The organism is Kordia antarctica (genome assembly GCF_009901525.1).
Taxonomy (GTDB): Bacteria; Bacteroidota; Bacteroidia; order Flavobacteriales; family Flavobacteriaceae; genus Kordia; species Kordia antarctica.
On the sequence record NZ_CP019288.1, the window covers coordinates 2,773,230 to 2,787,731 of the forward strand.

A 14,502-nucleotide genomic window follows, 5' to 3' on the forward strand; every position below is an offset into this window, starting at 1 on the left:
CGATACTAACAATCCAACAGCGAAGCAATCTTTTTTCCAAAAACATTAAGATATTTTTAAGAAAGTAACTACTTACAATTCTGTATTTTTACGCATTAAAACCAACCGATTCAAAATGAAAACCAAGTACCTATTCCTTTTTATCTTTCTACTAAGCTCAGTCAGCGCCTTTTGTCAACAAGAAAAAAATGTTGAAGATGAATACGCTGCCTATTTTACACTTCCAAGAGAAGCTTTATATGTACACTTAAACAAAACAACCTATTTTAAAGGAGAAGAAATTTGGTTTAAAGGATATACATATGACCAAAAAAATCAACTGACCTCAAAAGCGACAACAAATATTAATGTTGGCATTTATGACGAAGCAGGAAATCAACTCAAAAAATCATTATTTAAAGCAGAAAATGGTGTTATTCAAGGAAACATTGCCGTAGATTCTACGTTTTCAGGAGGAACGTATTATATTAAAGCGGAAACCAATTGGATGAAGAATTTCAAAGAAAGCAATGCCTTTGTTCAAAAAATTGAAATTATATCTGAGGAAGTTGCTAAAAAAAATACTACTGAAACAGAAGCAAATTATGACTTTCAATTTCTGCCAGAAGGCGGACACATGGTAGCAAATACTAAAAACACGATTGGTTTTAAACTCATTAATGAAAGCGGAAAAGGCGTGAAAGCTTCCGGAATTGTATATGATTCCAACAAAAAGGAAGTTGCTTCATTTGAAGGAAATACGTTTGGTTTAGGAAAATTCTTATTTCAACCAAAAGCCGATCAAAACTATACTGCGGAGATCAAACTAGAAAATGGAAACGTACTCAATCAAGCGGTACCGAAAGCTAAAAACAGAGGTGTTGCTATGATTGTAAGCAATCCGTTTCCTGATAAAGTGATTATCAACTTTAACACGAATGCGGAAACATTAAAATCAAATCCTTCAAAGGAATACAAAGTATTAATTCATCAAAACGGAAACTTAAAAACGATTGCTTTCGCGTTTGAAAATGCTACTGAAAAAATAATCAGTATTCCTAAAAAAGAACTCTTTAAAGGCATCAATACGATTACCGTTTTTGATGATAAGAACACTCCAATTTTAGAACGTTTATTCTTCAATGATTTCTTCACAAAGAAAGCTAAAATCCACGTTTCTAAATTGAATATGTTGAATGATTCTATTCTATTTTCCATCAGCGAATCACAACTAAAAGACAACGCAAATATTAGTATTTCTGTATTGCCAGAAATGACAAAAAGTTACGATCCAGATCATACTATTGTGTCTAATTTCTATTTAAAATCGCACATAAAAAGTGCTGTGGAAAATCCGCAATACTATTTCCGTGATATGAATAGAAAGAAAAAATACGAACTTGATATTTTATTATTGACACAAGGTTGGAGTCGTTACAATTGGGATACTATTTTTGGAGACAAACCCAATGGACTCAATCGTTTTGAGAACGGAATTGCGATTAGTGGAACTGTAAATCGTCCGAAACCTGGAGTTGATCGTTTATTTTTATATGCAACAAAAAATCACTCAGCACGATTTATTGAACTTGACAAAGATCAAAAATTTACAATTACTAACTTATTTTTGGAAGAAGGCGAAGAAATTCGTTTCTCATACATGACAGAAAAAGGACTTTTTAAAAAACCTAGTGTATACTTGCGATTTAGTGTTTCTGATGAAGAAGACAAGATTTCAGAAACTACTATAAAGGAAAACAGTAAGGTTCAATCAAATTCTGCTGATTTTCAACTTCCGGAAAACTTCTTTTATGACAATTCCGAACAATTAGATGCTGTGGTCATTAAAGCGGAAAAAAAGAAAGAAAAAAGAGATCCAATTTTGATCAATGGAAAAGTAACAGAAATCACAGAAATTGAAACGCAGCGTTACATAAACATTACCGATTTTATCCAATACAACGGTTATAATGTTTCCGAAAACTTAGGAAGAATTTCTATTACTACAAGAAGAACACCAAAAGCTTCTCCCGTAATCTATTTTGATAACGCCCGACTCAGTAGTTTCAACATTCTATACAATTTGTCTACGGCAAATGTAGAACGAATTATTATTGACAAAACAGGATTGGGAGAAGGAATGAATGCTGGTTTTGGTGGAGTTATTAAAATTTACACGCGTACAACTCCATTATTTAAAAAAGGAGAAGCAGCCGAAATATTTACAGGCAGTACTGCGCCATTTGCGTTTACACCTGCAAAGGAATATTACGCACCAAAATACAGTTCGTACCTCAACAATACATTTGAAAAATACGGAGCTATTTCATGGATTCCAGAATTGAAGTTGACAAAAACAAAAGCTGTAAACTTCAAAGTGTATAATACTAAAACAAAAAGCATTACACTATTCATTGAAGGAATTACGGAAAGTGGCGATTTAATTTCTGAAAAAAGAACTATTCAAATACGTTAGTTGAATTTGAAAATGTGATAATTTGATGATTTGATAATTACTAAAAGTACTTGCACTGAGCTGAGTCGAAGTGAAGTGACACCAACAGTAAAATTCTAGTTTAAAAGTTGAAAGGTTTATAAGTTTATCTAATGTGTAAATAATTCACATACTAAAATACTAAGAGCGACAGCGAGTCTAAAAGCAAAGCGATACTATAGGCGAAGCCGAGTCCAAAAGCGAAACGAGTCTAGACTTCTTCATTTTTAATTTTCCGCTGATAATAAAAAGCAGGCAACAAAATTAAAACGAAAAGTGGTTGAATTAAAAAGCGGCGAACGTAAAATGTAAGCAAATAATCTTCCGATAAATTGTGCTGAATGAAGTAGAAATATAGCGCGACCAAAATCGCGAAAGCAGCCACATACAAACCTATAGAAAACTTGAGTACATGCATATTTTCAAATGCGATATAAATAATTCCTAAAGAAATAATCATATTCAGCGCATATCTAAAAATGTGATTCAAAAATAAGAGCCAAGCATTATAATCGGGAATGTTTGCTTGTAAATAAGCATCATGTTTAAAAAAACTTAGAAAAGGATCATAAAAAAGTTCGTTCTCAAAAGCTCTAATCAACACGAGCAATCCGAAAAGGAAACCAATAACGATATATTTCCAAACTTTTTTCACACGTTTAAATTTTATTAATTGTTTGATTTTAAGAAATTTAGAACGTGTGTAACCACTTCGTTCTCTCATTAAAAATTTTAAACATTTCCTATGGTAAATGTATTTTTAAAATTTATTAATATTCGTTTCATTTACTTTTTTGAAAATTTCTGAACCCAAAACATCCACAATAAAAAAACCATTCCGTAAATAATTGTTGGAAATACAATTTGATGCAATACATATTCTTGTTCAGGAAAACGATACAATCCAATACCTAAAATCACAATTCGCACCAGATTTGCCAAATACACTAAAATGCTTCCGATAATGACAAAAAGCAGTGTGTTTTTCAGATTTCCTGTAAAGGCAATTACAAATGTGATGAATAAAATTAAAACACTCACAGAATTGCAACCTTCTACAATACGACCAACATATTTGTCATGTACCAACAACTTCATCGTAGGTTCCGTTTCGTGTTGTACCACCGAAGTTTCATATCCAAAAGCATTGATAATACGTTCTGTTTGATGTGAAACAATGCGCGTAATTCCATCAGGTTCGCCATCAAAATTTGACAAATACAAACTATATGCATACGTAAGTATTGCATACGTAATGAAGAATTTTATAATAAATCCTACTGCCGATTTATATCGTTTTATGCTCTCTAACAAAATTGTAATTATGGTTCAGACTTCTACAAACTTACTGTAAAAGCTATTGAAAATCTCACAAATCCTATAAATTTTGTAGGTTTCGTTTTGAATGCAACTTTATTCATGTTGCCGTGAAAGATTTTTAGAATTTTTTCGACTATTTTTGTCAGCATTAAAGATGATAACACATGAAATTAGCAATATATAAACCCGAAATTGTTACCATAATATCAAACACGGAACTTTCCGTAACCGATCGTATGACCAAAGTATGTGAAGTATTACAAGAAAATATTTCGCATTACGATTGGGTTGGGTTTTACTTCAAAAACGGAGACAAACCAGAACTAAAATTAAGAGCTTTTGCAGGCGAACCAACAGATCACACGATCATTCCATTTGGAAAAGGAATTTGCGGTCAAGTAGCAGTTTCTAACGAAAACTTTTTAGTGCCAGATGTAAAAGCGCAAGACAATTACATTGCGTGTAGCATTTATGTAAAAGCGGAAATTGTAATTCCTTTATTTGTCAATGGAAAAAACATTGGTCAAATTGATATTGATTCGCACACGCCAGATCCATTTACAAAAGAAGACGAAGAATTTTTAGAATTTATCAATGCGAAAGTTGCAGAGATGCTTTCGTAAGTTTTGAGCTTCTAGTAGTGCACTTCGGCAAGCTCAGTGTAAAATATTGAGATACTTTTGAAGTAAATTTTTATTAAAAAGTTGTGGGAATATTAAGTTAAATATTGAAATTACACTTTCATTTTCATGAAGATAATAATCAAAAATAGATCAAGTTTTTGGATATACATTTCATTTTCTGATACGCAACTCAAAATAAGTTGTATTTCTCTATTTTTTCTTCCCATATGAAGATTGTTTTTAGGTGTTAATTACTACTTTTGCAAATTCACAACAACACACTAAACAACGCAACTCGAATGAATTCCCAAAAACAAGCAACCTCCGCTTTAATTTCGGTTTTTAGCAAAGACGGATTAGCCCCAATTGTTGAAAAACTGCATGCTTTAAACATTACTATGTATTCTACTGGCGGTACAGAAAAGTTTATCAAAGACCTTGGTATTCCTGTCGTTCCCGTAGAAGATGTAACGTCGTATCCTTCTATTTTGGGCGGACGCGTAAAAACATTGCATCCTAAAGTATTTGGAGGAATTCTAAATCGTCAAAATAACGAAAGTGATGTTGCCGAATTAGCGGAATATGAAATTCCACAACTTGACATTGTCATTGTAGATTTATATCCGTTTGAAAAAACAGTCGCATCTGGCGCAAGCGAAGAAGACATTATTGAAAAAATTGATATCGGAGGAATTTCTTTAATTAGAGCTGCCGCGAAAAACTTTGCAGATGTACTTTGTGTATCTTCTGTAAACGATTACGGAACTTTTTTAAACTTGTTAGAAACGCAAGAAGGGAATTTTTCTATAGAAGATAGAAAAGCATTTGCTGCAAAAGCATTTAATGTTTCTTCTCATTACGACACAGCTATTTTTAACTATTTTAATAAAAATCATGAAATAGCAGCGTTGAAAATAAGTGAAAACAACGGAAAAGTATTGCGTTACGGAGAAAATCCACACCAACGCGGATTCTTCTTTGGAAACTTTGATGAGATGTTTGAAAAGCTTCACGGAAAAGAATTAAGCTATAACAACTTATTAGATGTAGATGCAGCCGTTAACTTAATGAACGAGTTTACAAACGACGATCCAACATTTGCTGTTTTAAAACATAACAACGCTTGTGGTTTTGCAACTCGCGCAACCATTCACCAAGCATATGTAGATGCATTAGCGGGCGATCCAGTTTCTGCTTTTGGTGGCGTTTTAATTGCAAATAAGAAAATTGACAAAGCAACTGCCGAAGAAATTCACAAACTATTCTGCGAAGTTGTTATTGCGCCATCCTATGATGAAGATGCTTTGAAAATTTTAAAAGGAAAGAAAAACAGAATCATTTTAATTCAAAATGAAGTAGCATTGCCAGAAATGCAAGTACGTTCATGTTTGAATGGTGTTTTGGTACAAGATAAAAATGCTAAAACAGATGTTTTAGAAGATTTAACATATGCTACCAACAATAAACCAACAGATGCGCAGTTAGAAGATTTATTATTCGCTTCTAAATTGTGCAAACACACAAAATCGAACACAATTGTTTTGGTAAAAAACAAGCAATTATGTGCGAGCGGAACTGGACAAACAAGTAGAGTTGACGCGTTGAATCAATCTATAGTAAAAGCAACCAATTTCAAGTTCGATTTAAACGGAGCTGTGATGGCGAGTGATGCTTTTTTCCCGTTTCCTGATTGTGTAGAAATTGCAGGAAATGCAGGAATTGAAGCGGTAATTCAGCCTGGCGGATCAATAAAAGATCAATTGAGCATTGATTATTGCAATTCAGCTAATATTGCAATGGTATTTACAGGTACAAGACATTTTAAACATTAATTTTTTCATACCTTTGTAAGTCACTAAAAATGAATTACAAAACATATAAAACAACAGATAAAGCACATGGGATTTTTTGATTTCTTAATGGAGGAAATAGCAATAGATTTAGGAACTGCAAACACGTTAATCATTCACAATGATAAAGTGGTTGTCGACAGTCCATCTATTGTCGCCAGAGATAGAGTATCTAACAAAATAATTGCTGTCGGACAGGAAGCTGCGCTGATGCAAGGAAAAACCCATGAGAATATCAAAACAATTCGCCCGTTAAAGGATGGAGTTATTGCTGATTTTGATGCATCAGAGCAGATGATTAGTATGTTTATTAAAAATATTCCTGCGCTTAAAAAGAAATGGTTTCCGCCTTCACTTCGAATGGTTATTTGTATTCCTTCAGGAATTACAGAAGTAGAAATGCGAGCGGTAAAAGAATCTGCAGAGCGTGTAAACGGAAAAGAAGTGTATTTAATACATGAGCCAATGGCAGCAGCTATTGGTATTGGTGTCGATATTATGCAACCAAAAGGAAACATGATTGTTGATATCGGTGGTGGAACTACAGAAATTGCCGTGATTGCTTTAGGTGGAATTGTCTGTGACAAATCTGTAAAAGTAGCTGGTGATGTATTTACCAACGATATTGTATACTACATGCGTACGCAACACAACTTGTATGTTGGAGAACGTACTGCGGAAAAAATTAAGATTCAAATTGGAGCAGCAACGGAAGATTTAGAAGTTCCGCCTGAAGAAATGTCGGTTCAAGGGCGTGATTTACTCACAGGAAAACCAAAGCAAGTTCAGATCTCTTATAGAGAAGTTGCCAAAGCCTTAGACAAATCTATTTTACGTATTGAAGATGCGGTAATGGAAACGTTGTCACAAACGCCTCCAGAATTAGCAGCTGATATTTACAACACAGGAATTTATCTTGCTGGTGGTGGATCTATGTTACGCGGATTGGACAAACGGCTGTCTCAAAAAACAGATTTACCTGTATATATTGCCGAAGATCCATTGCGTGCCGTTGTACGTGGAACAGGAATTACCCTGAAAAACTTAAGCAAATTCAAAAGTGTATTGATCAAATAAGAACATAAAAGTACATGCAACAGATTATTAATTTTCTGATAAAGAATAAAAACTTTATTCTCTTCATGCTGTTGCTGTTTGTATCGCTTGTTTTTACGATTCAATCACATTCTTATCATAAAAGTAAATTCATCAATTCTGCCAATTGGCTCTCAGGTGGTATTTATGAAAATGCAAATGATCTTTCTTCATATCTATCCTTAAAATCTGAAAATGAAATATTGGTGGAGGAAAATCGTCGGTTGAAAAATATTTTATACAGTAAAGAAGATAGTTTGAGTACAATTCGGTTTATTGATAGTACTTCTTATCCTACTGATTATATGTTACGTGCTGCTAAAATCATAAGAAATAGCTATTCAAATCCAAATAATATCCTTTTGATTGACAAAGGAACTTCCGATAGTATTGCTACGGATATGGGCGTAATTAACTCTAAAGGTATTATTGGCGTTGTAGATCGTGTTGGCGGAAGTCATGCAACAGTTATTAGTATTTTAAATTCTATTTCTAGAATTAACGCACAATTAAAAAATACGTCTCATTTCGGTTCTTTATCGTGGAATGGAAAAGATCCAAATATTGTACAATTAGAAGATTTAGAGAAATTAGCACAATTTAAAGAAAATGACACAATTATTACTGGTGGAAATTCTACCTTATTTCCAAAAGGAATTCCCATTGGAATCGTAAAAGATTTTACATTAAACACCACCGAGAATTTATACGTCGTAAACGTGCAATTATTCAACGACATGACCAATTTGGAACATGTATTTGTAATTGAAAATTTACACCGAGAAGAAATTGATAACTTATTAGCTCCTGAAAATTAATGGGTTCTGTTGTATTTTGGAATAGTCTCCGATTTGTCGTCGCGGTATTAGCGCAAGTATTGATATGCAATCATATCGATTTCTTGGGCTACATAAATCCGTTGGTATATATCTATTTTATATTTCTATTTCCTTTCAACGTAAACAGAAGCTTGTTTCTTGTCTTGGCTTTTTTATTAGGACTTACCATAGATATGTTTTCTGATTCAGGTGGCGCAAATGCTGCTGCTTGTTTGGTAATTGCCTACATACGACCTTTTGTATTGCGTTTTGCATTCGGAATTAGTTACGAACATCAATCCATAAAACTTGCAAATACAGCTTTCGGACAACGAATGGTTTACATTGTCATTTTAACAGTAATTCATCATTTCGTTTTATTTTCTTTAGAAATTTTTAACATTTCTAATATAGTTCTCATCCTTGAAAACACGTTATTCTTTAGTATCTTTACAATTCTAATCATCACATTATCAATAAGTTTATTTAGCCGAAAAAAATCATGAGGAAACTTTTGTTATACCTTGTTGTCATCTCTGTTGGAATTATCTATACAGGAAGACTCTCGTATCTGCAATTGTTTAAGGAAAATGTAGCTGCCACAAACTACTTAAATGATAGTGCTATTAAAACAATTCATGCATATCCTGAACGTGGTTATGTATATGATAGAAACGGAAAGCTTCTTGTGGCAAATCAGCCAGCGTATGATGTCATGGTCATTCCAAATGATGTAAGAGATTTTGACAGAATTGAGTTTTGTAAATTAGTAGGTATTCCTGCTGAAGAATTTGAAAAAAAATTACAAAAAGCAAAAGACTATTCTTGGCGAATTCCATCAGTGTTTGTAGCACAAATGTCAAAAAAAGAATATGCGTTTCTTCAAGAAAAAATGCATCGCTATAAAGGTTTCTACATTCAAAAACGTTCTATTCGTAATTATCAAACTGTTGTTGGCGCAAATGTTTTAGGTTCTATTAGCGAAGTAAATGATGCTGATTTAAGAAGAAATCCAGCATATCAATCAGGTGAACTCATTGGAAGAACAGGCATTGAAAAATCGTATGAAGACGAATTGCGTGGCACAAGAGGCGTAAAATATCTTCAAAAAGACATTCACAATAAAATACTAGGTCCGCATATGGAAGGTCGTAAAGATACTCTTCCCGTAAACGGAAAAGATATTCAAATTACGATTGATAGTAGGTTACAAGAATACGGCGAAAAGCTAATGATCAATAAACGTGGCGGAATTGTTGCCATTGAGCCGAGCACAGGCGAAATCTTAGCGTTAATTTCTGCGCCAAGCTACAATCCAAATTTATTAGTCGGACGACAACGTTCTAAAAACTATAGTGTATTACATTACGATTCTATCAATAAACCACTCTACGATAGAGGTTTACTAGCTTCGTACGCGCCAGGTTCGCCATTTAAAACATTGAATGCGTTGGTTGCTTTGCAAGAAGGTGTGGTTACGCCTCAAACTATTTACACATGTCGTAACGCCTATTACTACGGGAAAAGAAAAATGGGTTGCCATTGCGGCGGCGGAAGACGAAATATTATTAATGGAGTTGCCAAATCGTGTAATGCGTATTTTGCAAATGCATATCGTCAAATTATTAGTAAATATGATTCGCCACGTGAAGGAATGAATGTTTGGAGCAGTCACATGAAAAGTTTTGGTTTGGGTGGTTATTTTGGGAACGATCTTTCTACAGGTCGCCCAGGGAGAATTCCAACAGGAGATTACTATACAAATAGCTTTTTCAAGCATGATAAATGGCACGTTTTAAATACGATTTCAAATGCAATTGGACAAGGTGAAGTAGAATTAACGCCGATTCAATTAGCAAATATGACAGCTGCAATTGCCAACAGAGGTTATTATTATACGCCACATATTATCAAGCAAATTGATAATCAACCAATTGAAAATAAACAATTTACAGAGAAAAAATATACTACAATTGATACAGAACATTTTGAGCCTGTAATTCAAGGAATGTACGATGTATTCAGCATGAAAAAAGGCGGAACTGCTAGAGCGTTAAATGTTCCTGGTATTGAAATTTGTGGAAAAACAGGAACTTCCGAAAACTTCGTTAAGATTGATGGCGTACTAACACAACTAACCGATCATTCAATATTTATAGCATTTGCACCAAAAGACAATCCTAAAATTGCGATTGCCGTTTTTGTAGAAAATGGGTATTATGGTTCGCGTTGGGCTGGGAAAATTTCTAGTTTAATGATTGAATTATATCTTAAAGGCGAAGTTAGCTTGAAGGATATGGAAAAACTTGTTTTAGAAAAGAGTTTGGAAGAAGAATATGCAAAGCCACTAAGCGGAAAACCATTTACAATTAATGAGTAGAGAAGTAAAATTTGTCAAAAAAATTGACTGGCTTTCTATCCTACTCTACTTTTTGTTAGTTGGAATTGGCTGGATTAATATTTACTCCGCTTCTGTTACAGATGCTTCCACAGGTTTTCTTGACATGAACGAACTGTACGGAAAACAGCTCTTTTTTATTGGTACAAGTCTCTTACTTATTATTCTTATCCTTTCGGTAGAAGCCAAATTTTACGAACGTTTTTCGAGTATTATTTATGTCATCGGACTCGTAAGTTTGATGGGATTGATGGTTTTTGGTAAAAATATAAATGGTGCAACTTCTTGGTATCCAATTGGAAGTTTTACGCTTCAACCTTCAGAATTTGCAAAAGTTGCCACTGTACTTGCGTTGGCAAAATTTCTAAGTGATATTCAGACAAACATTAATAATTTTAAGCATCAACTGATTGCTTTTGCTATTATTTTAACGCCTCCAATACTAATTGTTTTTCAACCAGATCCAGGAAGTGCGATGGTTTATTTGGCGTTCTTCTTTGTGATGTATCGGGAAGGTTTGCCATCTATTTACTTATGGATTGGTTTTTTACTCATATTGCTCTTTATTATTACGCTTAAAATTGGGTATGTTTTTACAATTATAGCAGCCTTGATTATAGGATTGGCTTGTATTTTTTTCTTCTTTAAAAAACAACTAAAACGACTTCGAAAAACGACGCTAGCACTAACATCATTGGTTGCAGCTATTGGATTCATTTTAGCGGTAAATTATATATTTCACAATGTATTTCAGCAACATCACCGCGATCGTTTTACGCTAGTTTTGGGATTGGAAAAAGATCCTGCAAAGCTGGAAAAGATTCGGAAAACATTTGGTTTCAATACCAATCAATCTGAAATTGCGATAGGTTCTGGTGGTTTAAAAGGAAAAGGTTGGCAGAAAGGAACACGAACTAAAGGCGATTTTGTTCCTGAACAAGATACCGATTACATCTTTACAACTGTTGGTGAAGAATGGGGATTTATAGGAAGTTCGTTAGTTATTTTCCTATTTGTTGCGTTATTATTGCGAATTCTCCACAGAGCCGAACAGCAGAAATCTAAATTTAGTCGCGTGTATGGATATAGTGTCGCCGCGATTCTATTTTTCCACTTTGCCATTAATATTGGAATGGTTATTGGATTATTTCCAACGGTTGGAATTCCGCTGCCTTTCTTTAGTTATGGCGGTTCAGGACTTTGGGGATTTACTATTTTGCTCTTTATTTTTATTAAGCTAGACGCGAATCGGATTAATGAGTGGTAATTCTCTTTTACTCATTCCTATCTTATAGTATAAATTAAAAACTACTACGTAAACGTTAAGTAAGGGTTTGCCGTAAATATAAACACATTAGTTTTCGTACTTTTCTAACTAGTTTAACCAAAAAATTATAAATTATGTTAGAAAGTATTTTAAAATTAGGAACTGTATTAAGTAAAAAAGAGCAAAGTCAAATTATTGGTGGATCTTTTAATCCACAAAACGAGAGAGACTGTGTTAGATGTCTTGGCGAATGGGAAGCACCACTTTGTGCGATGCCAACTAACTCTCCTTGTGCATAATATAGAAACAGCGAACTTCGATTCGCTTTTTTATTACAAAATCTTCATTTTATAAATTGAACACTTAAATCCTTAAAAAAAACGTTTCATATGGTGTACTTTAAAAATACTTTCTATCTTTAACAATACGATACTAAAATTTTAATTTCCCCTACCAAATTGAAAAGAATTAGATGGAACAAATTATACTTTCCTTATTAGCAAGTAATAGTTATTTAGATATTGATCGCGAGCGTTTAAACTTGCAATTGTTATCACATCCTGAATATCCAAGTTTGAAATCGATTACCGATACACTTGATTATTTTGAGATTGAAAACCTAGCCGCAACTGTACCAAAAGAAGCTTTGTCACAAATGCCAACAGCATTTTTAGCACTTATCAATTCTGGAGAAGGCGATGAAGTTGTACTTACCGAGAAAAAACGCGGTATGATACAAATCACGAATTCGGACGAGAAGAAAGAAAAAATAACCGAAGAAGTTTTTACAGAACGATGGACAGGAACGATTATCGCTGTGGAAGCGCTAGAAAAAACAGTCAACACCAAATCTATTGAAACGGCACTTCCGTACTTCATTGTTGCTGCTGTTGCTTCTACAAATGTTATTCTCAATTTTAGCTTGCCATATTTGTTATATACGGCATTAACGCTGATAGGATTGTACATTAGTGTCTTAATTATCAGAGAAGATTTAGGCATAAAAAGTAAAGCTGTTGCTAAAGTTTGTGGCGCAATTTCAAAAAATAGTACGTGTGGCGATGTCATTACTACAAAAGGAAATAAACTATTTGGAATCATCTCACTAAGTGATGCTTCTTTTGTGTTTTTTGCTGGATTATTTTTGATTTTATCCTCTATCGGATTTCATCAAAGTACATTATTAGGTTTATCGCTCGCAGGAATTCCGATTGTTTTATACGCAATTTATCGTCAAGGTGTTGTTTTAAAACAATGGTGCGCATTGTGTTTGTTAATTGCAGGAATTTTAGTATTGCAAACAGCACTTTTAGCAAGTACGTTTTCGTATAATTGGGTTGTAAGCTCATCTTATATTGCTAAAGCCGTTGGACTTTTCTTATTAGTTTATATTGCTTGGCTCTATTGCAAATCATATTGGGAAAGTCATGAAAAATTGGCGACTACTGAAACAAACTTCTTAAAATTCAAGCGGAATCCAGAATTGTTTAAAACGATGTTGCAAGAGAAAAGTGTATTAAATACGAACGTGATTCCTCAGCAATCGAGTATCGTATTTGGAAACCCAAATGGTAGCATAAAACTTCAAGGTGTTACAAATCCGTTGTGTGGTTTTTGTACGGCTGCTTTTGAATCGTATGATAAATTATTGAATACGTACGGAGATGATATTCGACTAGAATTTATTTTTAATGTGCCAGATGATGCCAAAAATAAAAGTACACAGATTGTTTCAAGATTGGTTGATTTGTATTTAGATGATCCAAAAAAATCGTATACCGCTTTAAAGGAATGGTTTTCCAATAGAGATATTGACAAATGGCACAAAAACTTTGGACATTCTGAAAACACAGAAGTTTCAAAAGTGTTAGAAACGCATAGAGAATGGTGTAATATCAACGATGTACATTATACACCTGCAAGTATTTTGAATGATAATTTCTTTCCACAAACCTACGAGATTAAAGATTTACCGTTGTTTATTCAGGATATAATTTTGGAGTCGCAACAAGGTTCGGAAGAAACTATGTAGTTTTTTGCTAATCAAAATAGCTTCAAGTTTTGTCAAGATAAAATATTTCTTTGTCTTGATGTTTTTATAATGTTACCTAGATAGTTTTTAACTACTGAAGGAGCGGCTACTATTAGCACTAATTTTTATAAAGCTTAATCTTTAATTTAAAGGATATAGTTTTAATCAATTCTGAATATTCAACATCGTTTTTAAACATAGATGTTATTGCTTTTTCTATTTCAGATGCTTCTATATCTACAAAATCATGTGCAGAACATAACTTGCGAATTACTGAACGTATTTTTGGTAAAACGAGTCTTTCATTAAAATTAGGCCCAACTTCTACATGTAATTTTCTTATTGCTTTTGAGTTTAAATTGTACCGATAATTTACTTTACAAGCAATCTGTTTTTTATCTTTGGTTAGTGCTTGAATGTTTTCTTTAACATATACATCTTCAAGCGAATAGATAAAAAGTGAAGCACTACGCGGAATATTGTGTTTTCCTGAATTTAAAACAGTCATCTTCCCTGCAGAATCGTCAAAATAAATTCCAATTTCAAATGGTTTTACAAGAATTTCTTCTTCTGATATCAGTTTACATGAAAAAAATGATACCATTAGAAATATTGATATAACTGAA

13 protein-coding genes are annotated in these 14,502 nt (G+C 33.4%); 10 read left to right on the forward strand and 3 right to left on the reverse strand.

Annotation, left to right across the window (positions count from 1 at the left end; translation table 11 throughout):
• Nucleotides 1-115 precede the first annotated feature (115 nt).
• Complete coding sequence (locus IMCC3317_RS11505; RefSeq protein WP_160129646.1) at nucleotides 116-2,455, forward strand: hypothetical protein; 2,340 nt, start codon at nucleotides 116-118, stop codon at nucleotides 2,453-2,455.
• A 229-nt stretch (nucleotides 2,456-2,684) separates the two neighbouring features.
• Here IMCC3317_RS11505 and IMCC3317_RS11510 read toward each other — a convergent pair whose 3' ends face one another.
• Both IMCC3317_RS11510 and xrtF read right to left on the reverse strand, forming a co-directional pair.
• Entirely contained in the window at nucleotides 2,685-3,128 is a 444-nt protein-coding gene (locus IMCC3317_RS11510) for an exosortase F system-associated membrane protein (protein WP_160131910.1), read from the reverse strand.
• Between the two features lie 131 nt (nucleotides 3,129-3,259).
• Nucleotides 3,260-3,787, reverse strand: a complete 528-nt coding sequence (xrtF, locus tag IMCC3317_RS11515; protein WP_160129647.1) for an exosortase family protein XrtF — start codon at nucleotides 3,785-3,787, stop codon at nucleotides 3,260-3,262.
• Between the two features lie 170 nt (nucleotides 3,788-3,957).
• Here xrtF and IMCC3317_RS11520 point away from each other — a divergent pair, with 170 nt between their 5' ends.
• The 9 genes from IMCC3317_RS11520 to IMCC3317_RS11555 all read left to right on the forward strand — a co-directional run bounded on the left by IMCC3317_RS11520 (nucleotide 3,958) and on the right by IMCC3317_RS11555 (nucleotide 13,876).
• Nucleotides 3,958-4,416 (forward strand): GAF domain-containing protein, encoded by a 459-nt coding sequence (locus IMCC3317_RS11520; RefSeq protein WP_160129648.1) that lies wholly within the window; start codon nucleotides 3,958-3,960, stop codon nucleotides 4,414-4,416.
• 299 nt (nucleotides 4,417-4,715) lie between these two features.
• Nucleotides 4,716-6,248, forward strand: coding sequence for a bifunctional phosphoribosylaminoimidazolecarboxamide formyltransferase/IMP cyclohydrolase (gene purH / locus IMCC3317_RS11525; protein WP_160129649.1), 1,533 nt, complete (start codon nucleotides 4,716-4,718; stop codon nucleotides 6,246-6,248).
• 66 nt (nucleotides 6,249-6,314) lie between these two features.
• A complete protein-coding gene (locus IMCC3317_RS11530) occupies nucleotides 6,315-7,343 on the forward strand; it encodes a rod shape-determining protein (RefSeq protein WP_160129650.1) in 1,029 nt (342 codons plus the stop codon).
• Between the two features lie 14 nt (nucleotides 7,344-7,357).
• Nucleotides 7,358-8,179: a rod shape-determining protein MreC gene (mreC, locus tag IMCC3317_RS11535; protein ID WP_160129651.1), complete on the forward strand. Its 822-nt coding sequence runs from the start codon at nucleotides 7,358-7,360 to the stop codon at nucleotides 8,177-8,179.
• Nucleotides 8,179-8,685, forward strand: a complete 507-nt coding sequence (mreD, locus tag IMCC3317_RS11540; protein ID WP_160129652.1) for a rod shape-determining protein MreD — start codon at nucleotides 8,179-8,181, stop codon at nucleotides 8,683-8,685. The genes mreC and mreD overlap by 1 nt, the downstream gene beginning before the upstream one ends.
• On the forward strand, nucleotides 8,682-10,559 hold the full coding sequence (mrdA, locus tag IMCC3317_RS11545; protein WP_160129653.1) for a penicillin-binding protein 2: 1,878 nt from the start codon (nucleotides 8,682-8,684) through the stop codon (nucleotides 10,557-10,559). The genes mreD and mrdA overlap by 4 nt, the downstream gene beginning before the upstream one ends.
• The gene (rodA, locus tag IMCC3317_RS11550; RefSeq protein ID WP_160129654.1) at nucleotides 10,552-11,844 is read left to right on the forward strand and encodes a rod shape-determining protein RodA; all 1,293 of its coding nucleotides are present in this window, start codon (nucleotides 10,552-10,554) and stop codon (nucleotides 11,842-11,844) included. Before mrdA ends, rodA begins: the two co-directional genes overlap by 8 nt.
• A 134-nt stretch (nucleotides 11,845-11,978) precedes the next feature.
• Complete coding sequence (locus IMCC3317_RS23200) at nucleotides 11,979-12,143, forward strand: hypothetical protein (protein WP_170293847.1); 165 nt, start codon at nucleotides 11,979-11,981, stop codon at nucleotides 12,141-12,143.
• Between the two features lie 173 nt (nucleotides 12,144-12,316).
• A complete protein-coding gene (locus IMCC3317_RS11555) occupies nucleotides 12,317-13,876 on the forward strand; it encodes a vitamin K epoxide reductase family protein (RefSeq protein WP_160129655.1) in 1,560 nt (519 codons plus the stop codon).
• A 118-nt stretch (nucleotides 13,877-13,994) separates the two neighbouring features.
• On the opposite strand, the gene IMCC3317_RS11560 is transcribed toward IMCC3317_RS11555, so the two are convergent.
• Nucleotides 13,995-14,480, reverse strand: a complete 486-nt coding sequence (locus IMCC3317_RS11560; protein ID WP_160129656.1) for an SPFH domain-containing protein — start codon at nucleotides 14,478-14,480, stop codon at nucleotides 13,995-13,997.
• Between the last annotated feature and the right edge of the window lie 22 nt (nucleotides 14,481-14,502).